At 71.8% G+C, this 19067-nt stretch carries 17 protein-coding genes; 3 read left to right on the top strand and 14 right to left on the bottom strand.

The genetic code is table 11. The features are described from left to right. Nucleotides 1–21: 21 nt before the first annotated feature. From QQ657_RS00080 to QQ657_RS00130, 11 genes are all read right to left on the bottom strand, one after another. Nucleotides 22–969, bottom strand: a complete 948-nt coding sequence (locus QQ657_RS00080) for a DUF6282 family protein (protein ID WP_284739899.1) — start codon at nt 967–969, stop codon at nt 22–24. Nucleotides 970–991: 22 nt separating this feature from the next. Beyond that, nucleotides 992–1984: a cyclase family protein gene (locus tag QQ657_RS00085; RefSeq protein WP_284739900.1), complete on the bottom strand. Its 993-nt coding sequence runs from the start codon at nt 1982–1984 to the stop codon at nt 992–994. Continuing rightward, complete coding sequence (locus tag QQ657_RS00090) at nt 1956–3146, bottom strand: MFS transporter (RefSeq protein ID WP_284739901.1); 1191 nt, start codon at nt 3144–3146, stop codon at nt 1956–1958. The genes QQ657_RS00085 and QQ657_RS00090 overlap by 29 nt, the downstream gene beginning before the upstream one ends. A 21-nt stretch (nt 3147–3167) precedes the next feature. Beyond that, nucleotides 3168–4517 (bottom strand): MFS transporter, encoded by a 1350-nt coding sequence (locus QQ657_RS00095; RefSeq protein WP_284739902.1) that lies wholly within the window; start codon nt 4515–4517, stop codon nt 3168–3170. A gap of 30 nt (nt 4518–4547) precedes the next feature. Then, entirely contained in the window at nt 4548–5444 is an 897-nt protein-coding gene (locus tag QQ657_RS00100; protein WP_284739903.1) for a cupin domain-containing protein, read from the bottom strand. Then, entirely contained in the window at nt 5441–5833 is a 393-nt protein-coding gene (locus QQ657_RS00105; RefSeq protein ID WP_284739904.1) for a Zn-ribbon domain-containing OB-fold protein, read from the bottom strand. Before QQ657_RS00105 ends, QQ657_RS00100 begins: the two co-directional genes overlap by 4 nt. Beyond that, nucleotides 5830–6987, bottom strand: a complete 1158-nt coding sequence (locus QQ657_RS00110) for a thiolase domain-containing protein (protein ID WP_284739905.1) — start codon at nt 6985–6987, stop codon at nt 5830–5832. The genes QQ657_RS00105 and QQ657_RS00110 overlap by 4 nt, the downstream gene beginning before the upstream one ends. Beyond that, the gene (locus tag QQ657_RS00115) at nt 6984–7634 is read right to left on the bottom strand and encodes a 3-oxoacid CoA-transferase subunit B (protein ID WP_284739906.1); all 651 of its coding nucleotides are present in this window, start codon (nt 7632–7634) and stop codon (nt 6984–6986) included. Before QQ657_RS00115 ends, QQ657_RS00110 begins: the two co-directional genes overlap by 4 nt. Further along, a complete protein-coding gene (locus QQ657_RS00120) occupies nt 7634–8344 on the bottom strand; it encodes a CoA transferase subunit A (protein WP_284739907.1) in 711 nt (236 codons plus the stop codon). Before QQ657_RS00120 ends, QQ657_RS00115 begins: the two co-directional genes overlap by 1 nt. After that, the gene (locus tag QQ657_RS00125; protein ID WP_284739908.1) at nt 8341–9123 is read right to left on the bottom strand and encodes an HpcH/HpaI aldolase family protein; all 783 of its coding nucleotides are present in this window, start codon (nt 9121–9123) and stop codon (nt 8341–8343) included. The genes QQ657_RS00120 and QQ657_RS00125 overlap by 4 nt, the downstream gene beginning before the upstream one ends. Before the next feature lie 228 nt (nt 9124–9351). Beyond that, nucleotides 9352–10266, bottom strand: a complete 915-nt coding sequence (locus QQ657_RS00130) for an AraC family transcriptional regulator (RefSeq protein ID WP_434056711.1) — start codon at nt 10264–10266, stop codon at nt 9352–9354. Between the two features lie 83 nt (nt 10267–10349). On the opposite strand from QQ657_RS00130, the gene QQ657_RS00135 reads away from it, so the two are divergent. Next, a complete protein-coding gene (locus tag QQ657_RS00135) occupies nt 10350–11213 on the top strand; it encodes an NADP-dependent oxidoreductase (RefSeq protein ID WP_284739910.1) in 864 nt (287 codons plus the stop codon). A gap of 75 nt (nt 11214–11288) precedes the next feature. Next, nucleotides 11289–14993, top strand: a complete 3705-nt coding sequence (locus QQ657_RS00140) for a S8 family serine peptidase (protein ID WP_284739911.1) — start codon at nt 11289–11291, stop codon at nt 14991–14993. Here QQ657_RS00140 and QQ657_RS00145 read toward each other — a convergent pair. Together QQ657_RS00145 and QQ657_RS00150 are read right to left on the bottom strand one after the other, a co-directional pair. Then, nucleotides 14980–16014, bottom strand: a complete 1035-nt coding sequence (locus tag QQ657_RS00145) for a LuxR C-terminal-related transcriptional regulator (RefSeq protein WP_284739912.1) — start codon at nt 16012–16014, stop codon at nt 14980–14982. The genes QQ657_RS00140 and QQ657_RS00145 overlap by 14 nt on opposite strands. Before the next feature lie 152 nt (nt 16015–16166). Next, nucleotides 16167–17297 carry a serine hydrolase domain-containing protein gene (locus QQ657_RS00150; RefSeq protein ID WP_284739913.1) on the bottom strand — a complete coding sequence of 377 codons (1131 nt, stop codon included), beginning with the start codon at nt 17295–17297 and terminating at the stop codon, nt 16167–16169. Between the two features lie 51 nt (nt 17298–17348). On the opposite strand from QQ657_RS00150, the gene QQ657_RS00155 reads away from it, so the two are divergent. Beyond that, nucleotides 17349–17726 (top strand): MerR family transcriptional regulator, encoded by a 378-nt coding sequence (locus QQ657_RS00155; protein ID WP_284739914.1) that lies wholly within the window; start codon nt 17349–17351, stop codon nt 17724–17726. Here the strand turns inward: QQ657_RS00155 and QQ657_RS00160 are convergent. Beyond that, the gene (locus QQ657_RS00160; RefSeq protein WP_284739915.1) at nt 17723–19063 is read right to left on the bottom strand and encodes an NtaA/DmoA family FMN-dependent monooxygenase; all 1341 of its coding nucleotides are present in this window, start codon (nt 19061–19063) and stop codon (nt 17723–17725) included. The genes QQ657_RS00155 and QQ657_RS00160 overlap by 4 nt on opposite strands. Nucleotides 19064–19067 lie beyond the last annotated feature (4 nt).

Genomic DNA, 19067 nt, shown 5'->3' on the forward strand with positions numbered 1-19067 from the left:
TACCGAGCCCCGGCCCCCGGTTCAGCCGGCCAGCAGCCCGCCGGCGTTGCCCCCCGTCATCGCCTTGATGTCGGCGGGGACGACGCCGGAGTCCAGCAGGGCCCGCACCATCCGGCGGTAGGCCGTGACGGGCAACGGGTTGCCCTTCTGGCCGAGGTCGGAGGAGAAGATGGTCTGGCCGGGCCCGGCCGCCTGGTAGAACTCGGCGATCTTCGCGACCGGTTCGGGCTTCGGCTCCCGGCCGACGAGCATCGCCAGGCAGTGCTCGACGAACACGCCCTGGCGCGCCCACCGCCCGATCCGGTCGGGCCCGGCGCCGAGCACGAATTCGGGGTGGCTCACCACGATCCGCGTCACGCCGGCTTCGAGCGCGCCCGGGATCAGCACGTCGATCTCGGCCGCGGGCAGGTGCCCGCAGTTGAGGATCGCCGACTCCGCCGCGATGACGTCGAGGACGTCCCGCGCGGCCGTCTTCAGCGCGCCGGATTCGTCGAGCACGCTGATCGGTTCGTTCTCGCGCAGCGGGATGCCCGCGACCGGGAAGCCGCTGCTGTGGTTGTGCGCGTGGAACTCCAGGTGCGCGGGCGAGGAGATGGTCGGGAACCACACGACCCGGCCGCCCATCCGCAACGCCAGCTCGACGGCGTACGGGTTGAGGCCGCCGACCGTGCGGTTGAGCGCGACGCCGCCGTAGACCTTGACCGGCACGTCCTGCAGCCCGGCCGTCTCGAGCGCCAGGATGTCGGTCTGCATGCTGTGGTGGTGCGACTTCGCCACCAGGGCGCGGAATCCGACGGTCGCGGCGTCGGTCGCGGCGTCCAGGATGGACATCCGGCGGGGGAACGGGCTGGGCCCGGGGTGGGTGTGCAGGTCGACGGCGCCCTGCAGGAGTTCGTCGACTTCCGGGTCCGCCTGCTGCCGGTCGGCGTCCAGCACCGGGTCCCAGAGTTCACTGATCGTCTGCGTCACGAGAAGGTCCTCACTTGTCGGGTTACTTGACGGCCAGGGCGTTCGGCGGCGAGCCGACCCCGCCCACGAGGTTGAGCGGCTTGGCGGTCAGCAGGAACTCGCAGACCCCGTCGGCGGCGCAGTCTTCGGCCAGTTCGTCGAGCTTCCAGAGCTCGCCGATGATCAGCCCGAGCAGGGCGATCAGCGGGCGGTGCAGCATGCCGTTGTGCGACGGGCCCCGCGGTGGCGGCGGCTCGTCCGGGTCGACCCAGCCCGAAGACGGATCGACGGGGAACGCTTCGAGGCCACCGTTGTCGGCCGCGGCCAGGGAGATCCGGTGGTCCCACAGCCAGGCGAGCATCTCTTCGGACTGGTGCAGGCCGGGGCCGCCGGTGCGCTTCGCGCGCTGCTCCGGTGTCGAGGAAAGCCAGTGCTCGGCGAACCCGGTGCGCAGCAGCAGGATGTCTCCGGGCCGGACTTCCACGCCGGCGTGCGCCGCCATGGCGTCCAGCTCGGCCGGGGTGATCCCGCGGGGAGCGTCCGGCGCGAGCGGTTCGCCGAGGTGGTCGAAGTACCGGACGGCGTCGAGCAGGATGCCCCGGCCCACCAGGCCCTTTTCGGCGAGCAGCTGGATGCCCAGCGCGGGTTCGCCGACGGCCACGCGCTCGTCCGGCACCCCGCCGTAGAACCCGTGGCGCGGGTGGCGGATGTGGCGGAGACCGTCCACTTGGGACGTCGACTGGAGGTAGAAGGAGTCCAGCCAGTCGTCGCGGTGGTTCGGGTTGTTGGAGAAGATGTGGTGCTCGGTCGCGGGCCGCGTCCCGGCGAGGCTGGGCACGAACGTGTTCAACGGGTAGTCCAAGTTGAACGTCCGGCCGCGGTTGACCAGCGCCGCGCCGTCGAGCGCGCTCCGCTCGGTGAGGAAGTTGAGCGTGCCGAGCTGGTCGTCCGGCCCGAACAGGTGCCAGGACGAGCCGGGCGGGGCGTCGGTGCGGTGGCGGAGTTCTTCATACCGCGGAACCGTGCTGGAGCTCATCGACCCTCCGCCGCGACTGTCTCAGCCAGGGCCGCAGGAGCGGCACGGCGATCACGTTGAGCACGACCAGCGCCAGGTAGGCGGGCAGGTAGTCGTGCGTCAGGGAAAACAGCTGCCCGAGCACGAACGGCCCGGCCGCCGACCCGAGCGAGGTCCAGGTCTGGAACCGCGCGAACTTGCCCGCGAAGTCGCCGACCCCGAACAGCTCCACGACGACCTGCGAGCGGATGAGGATCGTGTTGCCGAGGCTCTGCCCGATCAGCGCCGCACCGAGGAACAGCACCCACCCGGACGGCGCCAGCCCGACCAGCGCGACTCCGGCCGCCTGGGCGCCGAAGCTGGTGATCGTCCAGCGGCCCAGGCCGAGCCGCCGGATCCCGGCGCTGCCGAGCCAGCGGGAGGCGACCGCCGTCGCGGTGGCGACGGAGACGGCCAGGCGGGCGCCGGTGAAGTCCCGGGCGAGCCCGGTCGCCACCAGGTACGACGTCGCGCCCAGCTGGGACGCGCTGACCAGGCTGAACGCGAGCACGAGCGGCCAGTGCGCGCTGAGCCGGCTCGGCGCCGCCGCGGGCGCCTCGACCTGGGCCGGCCGCGCGGAGACCCGCCAGATCAGCGTGAGCGCGAGCCCGCTGACGGCCAGGAATCCCGCTGCCACCGCCAGGAACGAGCCGGCCGTGACCGCCTGCGTGGTCAGCAGCAGCGCCAGCAGCGGGGAAACCAGGATGCCGCCCGCCGAAGACCCGGCGGTCGCCAGCGCCATCCCGGACGTCGGCCTGCCGTCGAAGACCCGCACCAGCACGGTCGTGCCCACGACCACGAGCCCGCCGTTGAAGGTCGCGCCCAGGAGGCAGAAGGCCGCGATCACGACCGGGCCCGACGGGTCCACGGCCAGTGCCGCGATCGCCGCCGCGGCGCCGAGGACCGAGCCCCGCAGCACCCCGTTCGGCGAACGTTGCCCGGCCCCGCTGATCGCCGGCCCGGCCAGCGCACCCGCCAGGAAGAACGCCGTGCTCGCCAGGGACAGCTCCGCGGGGTGCACCGTGCCCGAGCGCAGGAACGCCGCGATGTAGATCGGGATGCCGTAGACCGCCACGCCGCTGCCCGCGGTCTGCAGGACGAAGATGGCGACGGCGACACGCGTGGTCGGGTGGTCGGGCTGCATACCTGGCCTTCGTGCGGAGGGTCATGACCCGGCCTCGCCCACGGTGTGCAGGTCGCTCCCGCGCGTCTCCGGGCCTGCCATGACGGCGAACAGGATGAGCACGCCCCCGAACGCGGCGAGGATGCCCGGGGTGAACGCGGCGGGCACCAGGTGCGCCAGCCCCAGCTGGTAGTAGGAGAAGAACGCCGGGATGACGACGGCGGTGCTGTAGGCGACGCCCCAGCCCGAAGACCGGACGGCGGTGGCGAAGCGTTCGTTGATGTAGGCCGGCAGCACCCCGAGCGCGCCGAGCGTGACCACGTTGGTCGACGCGGCGAGCAGGGTGAGGTTCGCCCAGCCGTGCACGGATCCGTTGGCCATCAGGGTGTAGGTGATCGGGGTGAAGACGATCGTGATGGTCGCGGCGATGTAGAGCGCGCGCTTGCGCCCGATGCGGTCGCTGAGCCAGCCGAAGAACAGGTACGTCGCGATCCCCGGCCAGGCGTTGATCAGCTGGGTGTGCGCGAGGTCGGCCGCGGTGTACCCCTTGTTGGACAGCAACAGCTGCGGCATGACGCTGCCGAGCATGTTCACCGCGAAGAAGACCCCGGTCATGATGATGTAGGACTGGAGGAAGGCGCGCCCGGAGGAACCCTTGAGCATGTCCCGCAGCGGGGACTTGCTGCGCGTGGTCTCCTTCCAGGTGTCGGAGTCCTCGACCCGCCGCCGCAGGAACCAGGCGACGAACCAGGCGAGGAACGCCCCGATGACGAACGGGATCCGCCAGCCCCACTGGACGTACGGCGAGTGCAGGCCCGCGTTCGGGGCGAACACCAGCACCAGCGACGTCAGCACGGCGACGACGAACGGGCCACCACTGGCCGAGCACTGGATGAGCGCCCCGGTGAACCCGCGTCGGCCCCGCGAGGCGTACTCGAGGGCCAGCGGCGTCGCGGCGGTGTATTCGCCGCCGAGGAAGATGCCCTCGATGAACCGCAAGCCCAGCAGCAGCGCGGTGGCGGCCCCCGCGCCCACCTGCTCGGCGCCCGGCAGCATCGCGATGAACAGCGAGATCGTGCCGAAGCCGTAGATCGTGATGGAGCCGACGCGGCGCCGGCCGATGCGGTCGGCGAAGTGCCCGAACAGCAGTGCGCCGATCGGCCGGCCGAGCAGGGTCGCGGCGAAGGTCATGCCCACGAACACCGAAAGCTGGCTGGCCGACAGGTGTGCCTGGAAGTAGACCATCGCCGGCAGGAGCGAGGTCGACGCCACGTAGATGGAGTACGAGTCGATCGCGAAGCCCGCCCAGGCGCTCGTGATCGCCCGGCGTCTGCGTGCGATGAAGGCAGGATCGAGCGAAGTGGCCGCGACTTCGCCGGTGCTGGAGGACATGGACGTTCCCTTCGACGCTGAAGGTGGAGCTCAGGCGGGTGGTGCGGGGTACTCGTCGGCGTTGAGGACCCAGCCGGGCTGGGCCGAGAAGTCGTGGCGGGGACCGGAGAAGATGTCGATCAGGTGGTTGGTGCCGGAGCCGATGGCCTGCGAGGTGTGCACCGTCGGCGGCGGGATGACGGTCGCCGACGGGCTGCCGACGCGGGCGTGGTCTTCGGGCCGCCAGTCGTCGGCGTCGGTGCCCCACGGCGTCTGGATGTGGTGCACGTAGGTGCCGGCGACGATCAGGCTGCACTGCTCGAAGTCGTCGTGGAAGTGCGGGGACAGCTTGTGCGGGTTCCGCGGGCCCTGGTTGGCCTTCAAGAAGTTGACCATGAACGCGCGGGTGCGGAAGATGCGCCCGAAGCGCTTCGGGTCGTCGGGCACGTCGGCCATCCGGTAGGTCCGCCACCGGTAGCCGCCGACGGGTTCCGGCCACAGCTCCAGCGGCGCGACGTGCGGGTGCGGGTGGGCGTAGCTGTCCGCATTGGACGCTTTGGCGGCCCACTCGAGTTCGTCGGACTGGATCAGCTGGGTGAGCTGGCCGGTTCCGGTGCTGACGATTTCGGCGGGCCCGGGCGGGACCACGACGAGGGCCGGTCCGGTGACGGCCTGCGTCCCCTTGATTCCGCTGCTTTCCTCGATCACCAGGACGACCTGCTCGGACCGCAGTTCGCCCGAGAAGATGACGTCGCCGGGCACGGGCTCGGTGTGGATCAGCACGAAGTTCTGGCCCCGCACGATCCACTGCCGGCTCTCCGCAGGCGTGACGACGTCGGGTGCGGTGACGGAGAAGTCGAGGAACTCCGGGGCGGCGACCGCGCCGGCGGGACGTGGGGGAGCGCTGGTGGTCAGGGCGGAGCGGAGGTCGTCCTTGGCGTAGGTCATGAGCTCTCCTTCACACGGGGGTCGCGCTCGAACGTCAGCCGTACCTGGCCCTCGTCGTCGAGGCCGCGGGTGAACCGGACCGGCAGCCCGACGTCCGGTGTCCCGTCCAGCCGGGCCAGGACGCGGGGGCCTTCGGCCAGTTCGACGTAGGCGATGACGAAAGGGTCGGCGCCGGTGTACTTGCCCTGGCCGCGCCGGTTGACGGTGTAGGAGTAGACCGTGCCGGCGCCGGAAAGCGCTTCCCATTCGAGGCGGTCGGACATGCAGTGCGGGCAGCGGGCGCGCGGGTACCAGACCAGTGCGCCGCAGCCGGTGCAGCGGGGCAGGTCGAGCCGTCCGGCGGACAGCGCTTCGGTGAAGCGGGCGAGCACGGGGTCTTCGACGGTCATGCGTCCTCCGTTCCGAGCAGCAGGGTGGCGGCGGCGGTGCGGAAGCCGAGGCTGCCGCCGTGGGCCTGGACGAGCCCGATCCGGGCGCCGGGCACCTGGACCTCCGGCGTGGCCTCGCCGCGCAGCTGGCGGACGGCCTCGACGGTGCGGACCATGCCGCCGCGGAAGTCCGGGTGGTTGTTGCACAGGCCGCCGCCGTCGGTGTTGAACGGCAACCGCCCGTCCGGGCCTTGCAGGGTGCCGTCGGTGACGAACGCCCCGCCCTTGCCCTTCTCGCAGAAGCCGAGGTCCTCCAGGCTCATCAGCACCGTGATGGTGAAGGAGTCGTAGATCGAGACGTAGTCGACGTCGCGTGGGGTCAGGCCCGCTTCGGCGAACGCCCGCGGGCCGGAGAGCGCGGCGCCGGTGTAGGTCAGGTCGATGCTGCCGGCCGCGCTGTGCTTGATCGCCTCGCCGTGGCCGAGGATCTTCACCGTGCGGCCGGGCAGCGAGCGGGCGACGTCCTCGGCGACGATCACCAGCGCGGCCCCGCCGTCGCTGGTGATGCAGCAGTCGAGCCGGTGCAGGGGATCGGAGATCAGCGGTGACTCGACGACGTCGGCGATCGTGACGGGCTTGCGCAGCACCGCGTTCGGGTTGAACTGCGCGTGGTGCGCGGCCGCGACCTTGACCTCGGCGAGCTGTTCGGACGTGGTGCCGAACTCGTGCATGTGCCGCTGCGCCGCCAGCGCGTACCCGGCCGGAACGGTGACGCCGTAGGCCGATTCGTACGGGTGGTCCGGGCCGCGCTCGCCGCCGCCGGAGCGCGCGCCGGACAACGGCAGCCCGGCCATCGCGAGCAGCGCGACCCGGCACTTGCCCGCCGCCACCGCGGCCACGGCGTGCCCGGCGTGCATCACGTAGGACGCGCCGCCGCCCTCGGTGACGTCCACATAGGACAGATTGGTCAGGCCGAGGTAGTCGGCCATCGCGATCGAGCCGAGCCCGGGGACCTCCGAGCAGAAGAAGCCGTCCACGTCGGACAGGCTCAGCCCGGCGTCGGCGAGCGCGCCGTACGCGACTTCGGCGAGCACCTGGGGCACGGTCTTGCCGGGGATCTTGCGCTGCGGGTGCTCGAAGGCACCGGCGATGCGCGCGGTCACCTGCCTGGTCATGCGGCTGCTCCTCGGTTCCAGAGGTCGACGGTGTAGGTGGCTTCGGTCAGCGCGGCGATCTCCTCGAGCCGGACCCCGGGGGCGCGTTCCCGCAGGGTCAGCACGCCGCCGGTGAACTCGAACACGGCCAGGTCGGTGTAGACGCGGTCGACCACGCCCACGCCGGTGAGCGGGAACGTGCATGCCTTGCGCAGCTTGGCGTTCCCCTGCTTGTCGACGTGGTTCATCATCACCCAGACGCGGCGGGCGCCGACCGCCAGATCCATCGCGCCGCCCACGCCGGGATTGCCGCCGGGGACCAGCCAGTTCGCCAGGTCGCCGTGCTCGCCGACCTGCAACGCGCCCAGCACGCACAGGTCGAGCCGTCCGCCCCGGGCGATCGCGAAGGACACCGACGAGTCGAACGCCGCCGCGCCCGCCAGCAGCGTGACCGGGTTCTTGCCGGCGTCGGTGATGTCCGGGTCCGGCTCGCCCTCCGGGGGCGGGCCGACGCCGAGCAGGCCGTGTTCGCAGTGGTAGAGGATCTCCTTGCCGGGCGTGGGCTGTCCCGGCAGCAGCAGCGGCGCGCCGATCCCGACGTTGACGCACCAGCCGTCTTCGAGGTCGCCGGCCACGCGCCGGGCGAGTTCCGTCCTGAGCAGGGGCATCAGGCCGCCTCCGGTTCGGTCCGCACCAGGTGGTCCACGAAGGGGCCCGGCAGGTGGATGTCGTCCGGCGCCAGGGAGCCGATGTGGTCGGCCTGCACGACGGTCGTGCGCGCGGCCATCGCGGCCAGCGGGTTGAAGTTGCGCGCGCCGAGCCGGAACCGGAGGTTGCCGTACCGGTCCGCCCGATCCGCTTTCACCAGCGCGAAGTCCGGCCGCAGCGGGGATTCGAGCACGTAGGTCCGGCCGTCGATCACACGCTGTTCCTTCGGGGGAAGCGTTTTCTCCGGGGTCCCGTGGCGCATCACGAAGCCGCCGTCGGCGAGGATGGTGCCCGCGGCGGTGGGCGTGTAGAAGCCGCCGAGGCCCGAGCCGCCCGCGCGCAGGCGTTCGGCCAGCGTGCCCTGCGGCACGAGCTCGATCTCGACTTCCCCGTCGAAGTAGCGCCGGAAGAAGGCGGGGTTCACCGGGAAGGAGCAGGAGAACTTCTTCACCCGGTTCTCGGCGAGCAGCCGCCCGATGCCGCGCTCGCCGGGCAGTCCCTGGCCGCCGTTGTTGGCGATGACGTGCAGCTCGCGGACGTCGCGGTCGCAGAGCGCGTCGATCAGGTCGACCGGCACACCGGTCCGGCCGAAGCCGCCGATCACGACCGAGGCTCCACTGTGGACCGTGTCGAGGGCCGCGGTGGCGCCGGCCCGGATCTTGTCGATCACGACGCGCTCACCGGCTGGGCCAGCGCTTCGCGCGCTTGGGCGACCGCGCGGCGGGCGGCACCGGAGATCATGCCGGTGTCGTTGCCGACGAGCAGGAAGCCGCAGCCCTGCCCGGCCCTCAGGCGGAGCTGGTCCTCGCCCTGGACCACGGTGCCGACCGGGACACCGGCGCGGACCGCGGCCTCGATCGACCGCGTCACGGCGTCGTGCACGGCCGGGGAGCCGGGGGGAACGCCCAGGCTGAGCGACAGGTCGCCGGGCCCGACGAACACGGCGTCGAGGCCGGGCGCGGCCAGGATGCCCTCGATGTCCTCGACCGCTTCCCGTTCCTCGATCATCGCGATCCGCGCGACGTCTTCCTGGCCCGCACGCACGTATTCCGCGACGCCGCCGTCGAGGCCGCCCCACACCCCGGCGCGGGCGGCGTAGCCCATGCCGCGGGTGCCGGCGGGCGGGAACAGGAACTGCCGCATGACCGCCTTCGCCTGCGCGGCGTCGGAGACGTGCGGCACGAGCACGCCGGCGGCGCCCGCGTCGAGGTAGCGCTGGGCGTCGCCGTAACCGTGGTCGGTGATCCGCACCAGCGGCGCGACGCCGATCCGGGAGTACACGACGATCAGCGCGTACACGTCGCGGACCGAGAGCAGGGCGTGTTCGGTGTCGATCACGACGAAGTCGAACCCCGCGGCGCCGATGATCTCGGCGACCTCCAGTGCGGGGATCTTGACGAACGTGCCGACCACGGGCGGGCGGGACGACTTCAGCAGCTGCTGGAACATGCGCGATCTCCGTTGATGAGTCCGGTTCCGAGCGAGTTCGTTATACGAACAGCCTGTTCGCGATAGGTAGCATCGCACGCAGGCGTCTGCCGGGCAAGAGGGTGCTCTCACGGACCTCGGTCACGACTCCGCATCCCACGACCGCCGAGGCCGCATGGCCGCAGCGCGCGGCGAACGTGCCGATCCACAGAGGACGGATCGGCCGAGATCGGCGACCCGATGCCCGGTTCAGCCCCGCCGGAGCCGGCCGGGCGCCGTGCCGTGGTGGCGTTTGAAGGCCTTGGCGAAGGCGAACTCCGAGGTGTAGCCGCTCTGTCCCGCGATCACGCGCAGCGGGGCGTCGGTGTCGCGCAGCAGCCGGGCGGCGAGGGTCAGCCGCCACCACGTCAGGTAGGCGAGTGGCGGCCGGCCGATCTTCTCGGTGAACCTCCGCGCGAACGGCGCCCGGGACAGCCCCGCCCGGGCCGCGAGGCTCGCGACGGTCCAGGGGTGGGCCGGGTCGCGGTGGATCGCGTGCAGTGCGGCGGTGATCGCGGGGTCCCGCAACGCCGCGGCCCAGCCGGTCTCGTCCGCCGTGGCGCGCTCGTCGAACCAGGCGCGCAGGATGTACAGCAGCAGCGCGTCCAGCAGGGCCGGGATCAGCGCGTCCGTGCCGAGCCGCGGGCGTTCCAGTTCGGCGCTGAGCAGGTCGACCACGGCTCGCAGATCACGGTCGAGCCGGGCGGGCAGGTGCACGACTTCGGGCAGGCTCGACAGCAACGGGTGCATCCGCGCCGGATCCAGCCGGTACGCACCGCACAGCGTCACGGTCTTCGGGCCCGTGCCGGTCGCCGGCCGGTTCGCGTAGCGCTCAGTGAACCCGGGATCGTCCGGGTCGCACGCCTGCGTGTCCACCGGCGTCGCCGGGTTGTCGGCCAGTGCGTGGCCCTGCCCGTGGGGCAGGAAGACGACGTCGCCGGCGGTCAGCGGCAGCGGTTCCGCGTCCGCGCGGAGGAGCCAGCAGGTCCCGTGCAAGACCACCTGGAACCCGGCGGCGCCCGGCACCGGCGCGAACCACTGCGCCCAGGGCGCGGTCCACACCACCCGGGCCGAGCGCGGCTCACCCGTGCGCATCACGGCGAGCACGTCGCTCAGGACATCCACAGTCTCTCCGGCAAGACGATCGGACATGAAACGAGGATTTGCACGCATGGAGCGTCTCCCCGCTCGATCATAGGGTGCTTTTCATGAGAAGCGCACGGATCCACCGTCACGGCGACCCTTCCGTCATCCGGATCGACGACGTCCCGCGGCCGGTCCCCGGTGACGGTGAGGTGCTGGTCGAGGTCGCGGCGACGTCGTTCAACCCGACCGAAACCGCCCTGCGGTCCGGGGCCCTGCGGTCCCTGTTCCCGATCGACCTTCCCCGCACCCTCGGCTGGGACGTCGCGGGCACGGTGGCCGGCCACCCGGTCATCGGCTGGCTCGAGCGGGGAGCGGCCGCGGAGTACGCCGTCGCGCCGGCCGGCCGGCTCGTTCCCGCGCCCACGGGCATCCCGCTCGCCGACGCCGCGGCCATCCCGCTCGCCGGGCTCACCGCGTGGCAGGTCGTCTTCCCGCACGTTTCCGCCGGGCAGCGCGTCCTGGTCAACGGCGCGGGCGGCGGGATCGGCGGGTTCGTCGTCCAGTTCGCGAAACGCGCCGGCGCCCACGTCGTCGCCACCGCGAGCGCGCGCAGCTTCGACGCCGTCCGGCGGCACGGCGCCGATGAGATCATCGACTACACCAGCGAGTCCGTCGCGTCCGCGGTCGAGCCCGTCGACGTGCTGATCCACCTGGTCGGCGCCCCGCCGCCGTGGACCCCGCCCGTCCGGCGGGCCGGCACGATCATCTCCGCGGCGGCGCCCGTGACCGCGCCGCCCGGGGTGACCTCGGCGCACGTGGTCGTCCGCTACGACGCCGCCCAGCTGACCGAACTGGTCGATCTCGTGGACGCGGGCGTCGTGACCGTCGACGTCGCCGAGACGCACACCCTCGACGGGCTCGCCGACGTGCACCGCCGGAGCGAGGCCGGGGATATCCGCGGGAAGGTCGTGATCCTGGCCCGGTGACGAAGATGCGACGTGTCGTGATTCGGACGCGCCGGCCCTAGTGACGGATGACGGTGCCGGCGCGAGCCTGGTGCGATGCACTGGAGATCACGTGTTCTGGTCCTGGCCTGCGCCGGCACCCTGGCCGCGGGCACCGCCGGAGCCGCGAACGCGGCCCCCGGCCCGAAAGCGGCGCCCTCGCCCGCGGGCGTCGAACGGCATTCGGTCACCCTGCTCACCGGGGACGTCGTCCAGGTCGAACGGCAGCCTGGCGGCAAGCAGGCCGCCACCATCCAGCCCGCGCCGGGCCGGGAGAAGATCCGGTTCCACCAGCAGGAGGTCGACGGCCACCTCAGCGTCTTCCCCGAGGACGTCGCGCCGCGGCTGGGCTCGAAGCAGGTCGACCGGACCCTGTTCGACGTCACCGAGCTGATCGCCGAGGGGTACGCCGACGAGCGGTCGGCGACCCTCCCGCTGATCCTCACCTACCGCAAGGGCGCGGACCTCCGCGCCGCCGAGGCGGCTCCGGCGGCGGCCGAGCTGGGTGCGACCCTGACCAGCGTCAACGGCCGCTCCGCGCGGGCCAGCAAGGCCAACGCCACCGCGTTCTGGGCCTCGTCGGCGGGCACCGCGATCGAGCGGATCTCCTTGGACCGCAAGGTTCGTGCCTCCCTCGACCGCAGCGTCCCGCAGATCGGCGCCCCCGAGGCGTGGGCCGCGGGCTACGACGGCACTGGCACCACGGTCGCGGTGCTCGACACCGGCTACGACCCCACCCACCCCGACCTCGCCGGTCGCGTGAAGGAGGCGGTCAACTTCACGACCAGCCCCGACACCACCGACCACTTCGGCCACGGCACGCACGTCGCCTCGACGATCGCGGGCTCCGGCGCCGCATCGGGCGGCCGGCTCAAGGGTGCCGCGCCGGGCGCGAAACTGCTCGTCGGCAAGGTGCTCGACGACGACGGCTTCGGCTACGAGTCTTGGGTCCTCGCCGGGATGGAGTGGGCGGCGCACTCCGGCGCCAAGGCGGTCAACATGAGCCTCGGCGGCGGTCCGACCGACGGCACCGACGAGCTCAGCCTCGGGCTCGAAGCGCTCAGCGCCGAGACCGGCACGCTCTTCGTGGTGGCCGGCGGCAACGACGGCGAACTGGGCGCCTACACGATCGGCTCGCCCGGCACCGCCGAAGCCGCGCTGACCGTCGGCGCGGTCGGCCGTGACGAGCGCTTGGCGCCGTTCTCCAGCCGCGGCCCGCGCCTGGGCGACAACGCCGTCAAGCCCGACATCACCGCGCCCGGCGTCGGCATCGTCGCCGCCCGCGCCGCGGGGACCGCCATGGGTGACGTCGTCGACGACCACTACACCGCCGCTTCCGGCACCTCGATGGCGACGCCGCACGTCGCGGGCGCGGCGGCGATCCTCGCCCAGCAGCACCCCGACTGGACGGGCAGGCAACTGAAGGACGCGCTGTCCAGCACCTCCCTGACCGCCAACGGACTTTCGGTGTTCGAGCAGGGTGGTGGCCGGGTCGACGTGGCGCGCGCGGTGAAGCAGAAGGTGTTCGCCACCGGCACGCTCGACCTCGGCGCGGTCGAGGACGGCAAGGCCCCGGTGTCCAAAGTGGTCACCTACACCAACGCCGGCACCACGCCGGTCTCGCTGAAGCTCGCCCTCGACGCCAAGTCCCTCGCCGGTGTCCCCGCCGCCGACGGGATCCGGCTCGACAAATCCACTGTGGACGTCCCGGCCGGCGGCCAGGCGAGCGTCACGCTCACCGGCGATCCTGCGAAACTGGCGGCGGGTACCTACAGCGGGCGGCTCACCGCGACCGCCGACGGGGTCGTCGCGCACACCTCGCTCGGTGCGGACAAGACCGCGCCGAAGCACAAGGTCACCGTCACCGCACTCGACCTGCAGGGCAAACCGGCCCTCGTGCCGTGGCTGCTGATGTACGGCGAGGACTACCGCTTCGACGTCAACACCGCGATGGCAGGCAGCATGACGACCGAACTCGGCGCGGGCGTGTACTACCTGACCGCGCAGGTCAACGGCGTCCAGAGCAGCGACTACGTCTACCAGGTCGTCCAGCCGGAGATCCGGATCACCGGCGACACGACCATCGTGCTGGACGCCCGCAAGGCGGTGAAGGTGCAGATCGAGACCCCGAAACCGTCGGAACAAGCCGGGATCTGGAGCTACTACACCTACCGGGAGCTCGGTCCGCGCAAGATCGCGAACTACGCCATGCAGTTCGACTACACCCGCGAACTCTGGGTCACCCCGACGCCGAAGGTGACGACCGGGGCCTTCGAGTTCGGTTCCCGCTGGTCGAGGATCGCGCCGCCGTTGACGGCGAACGTCCTGGGTAGCCGCGGTCCGCTCACGACCCGCTACCTCGCCGGGTCGCCCAAGCTGGACGGCTGGCGGCTGCAGCAAGCCGTCTCCGCGGGTGCGGGCAAACCGGCGGACTTCAAGAAGGCGAACGTGCGCGGGAAGGCCGCGATCGTCGACCCGGACCCGGCGGACTACAACCGGGACGAGGTCTCCCGCGCCGCGGCGGACGCCGGGGCGGCGATGGTCTTCATCACCGTGCCGGACGGCTGGGGCACCGCCGCGGTGCCGTCGATCAGCGCGGCGCCGTACCTGACGATCCCGACCGTCCAGCTCGACCGGGACGACGGCTTGGCGCTCCTCGCCAAGATCAAGCGCTTCCCGACTTTCCTGAGCCTGCAGGGGATCGCGGTCAGCCCGTACCTCTACGACGTGGTGCAGACCGAGCACGACCGGATCCCGGAGAAGCTCGTCCACCAGGTCACGGCGGCGAACACCGCGACCGTCACCACCCACTACCGCCAGACCGGCAGCGGCGGTGAGGCCAAGGAACAGCGGTTCGCGTGGAAGCCGTGGCAGGACTTCGCCGTCAACGAGTACCAGCGGTACGTGACGACGCCGTCCACGCGGGAGGAGTACGTCAGCTCCGGGGACATCCTGTGGCAGCACCGGGTCAAGCACGGCCTGGTCTGGGACGAGATGTCGCCGCTCGACGGCGGCATGACCTCGGCGCCGCGCACCTACACGGGCAAGGAGAACCTGACCGAGGACTGGTTCGCGCCGGTCGTGCGGCCCGCCATCCCGCGGGGCGTGCCGGGCATGGACTCGGCCCGTGAGGGCGACAAGTTCCGGATCCAGGTCCCGGAGTTCGTCGACAGCCAGGCCGGTCACTACGGCTTCAACGAGGGCGACGACCAGGCCGCCCCGGCCACGACGTCGGCGAAACTGTTCCGTGACGGCAAGCTCGTGTCGGAACAGCCCTACGCGTTCGGCACCTTCCCGGCCGGCGCGGACCCGGCGATCTACCGGCTCGACCTGGCGGTGCGGCGCGATTCGCCGGAGTGGCTGTTCGGCACCAGCACGCAGACGTCGTGGACGTTCCGCTCGGCACGGTCGGCGGCACCGGCGCTGCTTCCGCTGCTGCAGCTGGACTACGCGGTGGACGCCGACGCCGGCAACCGGCTTCCGGCCGGCCGCAAGGCGAAGATCGGCCTGACCGCACGGCTCCAGGACGGGATGGCCGCGCCGGACGTGCGGTCGATGAAGGCCTGGGTGTCCTACGACGACGGCAAGACCTGGCGCACGGTCGACGTCAAGCGCGCCGGGAAGTCCTATGAGGCCACGATCGACCACCCGTCGCTCGGTGCCACGAACAAGTACGTCGCGTTGCGGGTGCAGGCCACCGACAACGCGGGCGACATCGTCGACCAGACGGTGATCCGGGCGTACGGGCTCAGCCAGAAATAGCGTCGCTCAAGGGGTCCGGGTGCCTTCCGCCGTCACGCGGCAGGAGGTACCCGGGGCTCGGCTCGTCCAGCCAGCCGAGTTTGCTCGCCTGCCAGGCCAGCTGCATCCGGGTGCGGACGTTGACCCGGCGCATCAGGTCCTGCAGGCGCCGCTGGACGGTCCGGTAGCTGACGTCCAGCTGCGTCGCGATCGACTTGTCGCTGACCCCGCCGATGAGCAGCGACAGCAGCCGCCGTTCGTCGGGGTCGAGGTGGCTCGTGGGCGCGGTGTCGCCGATCCGCAGCGGCGACGCGCGTTCCCAGTAGACCTCGAACAACGCGACCAGCGCGGACAGCAGGCTGCTTTCCCGGACGAGCGCGGCGGTGGGCTCGCCCGTGCTGTCGTGGCTGACCAGCGGGCACAGGGCCACCGAGCGGTCGGAGATGGCCAGGCGCACCGGCAGTTTCGAGATCGAGCGGGCGATCTCGCCGCCCTCGATCCCCTCCAGGACGTTGACGATCCGGCCGGGTTCCTCGAGCAGGCCGGTCTCGTAGATCACGCGGTAGCGCACGCCGCGGGCCTGCGCCAGCGCCTCCTCGACGTTCTCCGACGCCGCCATCGCGACGTTGCCCTCCAGGCAGAACCACAGCGACTCTTCGCGGGCCCCGCGCTGGATGGCGAGTGCCTGCCGCCGGATCGCGTCGACCCCGGTGATGACCTCGACGAGCTGCGCGGAGTCACGCCGCCGCGCGCTGCCGCGGTACTCCTCGGCGAGCTGGGACACCGCGGCCCGGGCGGCCTCGAGCTTCTCCTGGCCGTGCACCAGCAGCGGGCCGAGCGAGACGTCCGGCGGCGCGGACGTGTAGTACTCGCCGGCCTTGCTGACGAGTCCCTTCGCCAGCAGGACCTCCAGGATCGGGTCCACCTCGCCCCGGTTCACGCCGGCCTGGCCCGCGATCTCGCCGGGGGCGGTCCGGTACCCGCCGACGATCACGCGGTAGACCCGTTCTTCGTCGGGAGTCATGCCCAGCGCTTCCAGCACAATGCCTCCTGGCCGCGTGCGGCGAAGGGTGTCCCATCGGCGCTGACGGCTTGATCACAACGTACAACGCGGGGGCAAACGGGTGAATCGTGCGCCCCCGATCGCGGCGATCCGCCGCCGGGTCGTGCGACGTCCGGTCAGCCGGAGACGGCTCAGCGGAGTGCGCGGTAGATCGCGTCGACGTAGGTGGTGCTGCGGTCGGAGCCGATGATGCCGGGCGCCATCTTGTTCATCACGTAGGAGATCGTCAGGCGCCGGTCGAGGTCCGTGAGGATCACCGAACCACCCCAGCCGCCCCAGAAGCAGACCTTGCCGTCGGGGACCCACGGCACCGCGTCGGGCCGGGAGAGTGCGTAGCCGATGCCCCAGCGCAGCGGGATTCCCAGGCCGAGGTCGGTCCCGTTCGCCTGTTCGGCGAAGACGAGGTCGATCGTGTCCGGGCCGAGCAGGCGGACGCCGCCGACCGTGCCGCCGAGGGCGAGCGCCGAGAGCATCCGGGCGACCGAGCGGGCGTTGCCGTGGCCGTTCACCGCGCCGATGTCCGCGTGGCGCCACGCCGCGGTGTTGGCGATGGCCGCGTCGACGGCCGGGCCGCTCAGGGTCCTGGCCATGACACTGCCCGGCTCGGGGTCGAACTGCGCGGGCGGGGGCGGCACGATGGGCGCGATCCGGGGCCAGTCCGCTTCCGCGGCGCCGATCCGGAAGTCGGCGTCCAGCGGGCCGGCGATCTCCTCGGCCACGAACTGCTTGACGGTCTTGCCGCTGACCCGCCGGATCACCTCGCCGGCCAGGTGGCCGAAATTGGTGGCGTGATAGCCCGAAGCGGTGCCGGGTGCCCACCACGGCGCCTGCGCGGCGAGCCGGGCCGTCGTCTTGTCCCAGTCGTAGAGGCCCTCCAGCGCGGCGGGCTGCTCCAGCCCGGACACCCCGGACGTGTGGGAGAGCAGGTGGCGGACCTCGACGTGCTCCTTGCCGTTCGCGGCGAATTCGGGCCAGTACCGGGCGACCGGTGCGTGCACGTCGAGTTCGCCGCGGTCCACGAGCATCAGGGCCGCCAGGCTGACGACGGTCTTGGTGGTCGACCAGACGTTGGTGATGGTGTCCCGGTCCCACGGCGTGGTGCGTGCTTCGTCGCGGAAGCCGCCCCACAGGTCGAGCACGACTTCACCGTCGATGTCGACGACGAGGGACGCGCCCAGCTCCGCGCCCGAGGCGAGGTTGCGCCGCAGCGCGTCGTGGACGGAGGCGAAGCGGGGTTCGTGGGTTCCGTGCGGTTCGGTCATGCCGGGTACGCTAAAACCTGACGTTGACGTCAGAGGCAAGGATCGAATGTCATGCGGATCGGGGAGCTGGCCGCGAAGACGGGCGTGAGCGTCCGGGCGCTGCGGTACTACGAGGAGCGGGACCTGCTGGTTTCGGAGCGCAGCCCCAGTGGCCAGCGGCAGTACCCGGCCGCCGCGGTCGGCCGCGTCGAGCTGATCCAGCAGCTCTACGCGGCGGGACTGTCGAGCCGGACGATCCTGGGCATCCTGCCGTGCGTGGTGACCGGCGAGGTCACCCCGGAGCTGCTGGACCGGCTGACCGCCGAACGCGACCGCATCGAGGAGCGCGTCCAGGAGATGACGGCGACCCGAGAGCGGCTGGACGCCATCATCGTGACGTCCAGCCGCTCGCTGACGGCGGGCAAGCCTTGCGCCGTCCCGGGGACCTAGACCGAGCTGCTCAGGCCGAGGTGGTCGCGCAGGGTCGTCCCGGTGTACTCGGTGCGGAACGAGCCGCGCTCCTGCAGCAGCGGGACGACCTGGTCGGCGAATGCGTCGAGGCCGCCCGGCGTGACGTGCGGGACCAGGATGAAACCGTCGCTCGCGTCGGCCTGGACCAGGTCGTCGATCGCCGCCGCCACGGTCGCGGGTGAGCCGATGAACGTCTGCCTGCCGGTGACCTCGACGATCAGGTCGCGGGTGGAGAGGTTCTTCGCCTCGGCCAGCTGCCGCCATTCGCGGGCGGTGGCCAGCGGGTCGCGGTACATGCGGACGCTGGCGCGGCCGGGCGCGATCGTGGACCCGTCGACCACGGGATCGGTCGACGGCAGCGGGCCGTCCGGGTCGTGGTCGCTCAGATCGGTGTTCCAGACCTGCTCCAGGAACTTGATCGCGGTCTGCGCGCTGACCTGCTGGCGCCGCACGACGTGGGCGCGCTCGTGGGCGTCGGCGTCGGTGTCGCCGAGGACGAACGTCGCCGCGGGCAGGATCACCAGCTGGTCCGGTGTCCGGCCGTACTTCGCCAGCCGGCCCTTCACGTCGGAATAGAACGCCTGCCCCGCTTCGAGGGTGCCGTACCGGCTGAAGATCGCGTCGGCGGTGGCCGCGGCGAATTCGCGTCCCTCCTCGGAGTCGCCGGCCTGGATGATCACCGGGCGGCCCTGCGGGCTGCGCGGCACCGGGAAGCGGCCTTCGATGGTGAAGTGCGCGTCGTGGTGGGCGAAGGCGCCCGCCTCGGGATCGCGCAGGAACACGCCGGTCCCGGCGTCGGCGGCGATCTCGTCGCCGCGCCACGAGTCGAACAGCTCCCACGCGGTGCGCAGGAACGTCTCGGCGCGGTCGTAGCGCTGATCCTGCGGGAGGAACCCGCCGCGGCGGAAGTTCTCGCCGGTGAAGGCGTCCCACGACGTGACGACGTTCCACGCGGCTCGCCCCGCCGAGAGGTGGTCGAGGGAGGCGAACTGGCGGGCCACCTCGTACGGTTCGTTGAACGTCGAGTTGATGGTGCCGGCCAGGCCGAGCCGTTCGGTGACCGCGGCCAGCGCGGACAGGACGGTGAAGGTGTCCGGGCGGCCGACGACGTCGAGGTCGTAGATCTGCCCGTTCTGCTCGCGCAGCCGCAGGCCCTCGGCGAGGAAGAAGAAGTCGAACTTCGCGCGCTCGGCCGTCTGCGCGAGCTTGACGAACGAGCTGAACTCGATGTGGCTGCCGGCTTCGGGGTCGCTCCACACGGTCGTGTTGTTGACGCCGGGGAAGTGCGCCGCGAGGTGGATCTGCTTGCGGGTCATCTCG

The organism is Amycolatopsis ponsaeliensis, assembly GCF_030182635.1.
In the GTDB taxonomy this organism is placed as follows: Bacteria; Actinomycetota; Actinomycetes; order Mycobacteriales; family Pseudonocardiaceae; genus Amycolatopsis; species Amycolatopsis ponsaeliensis.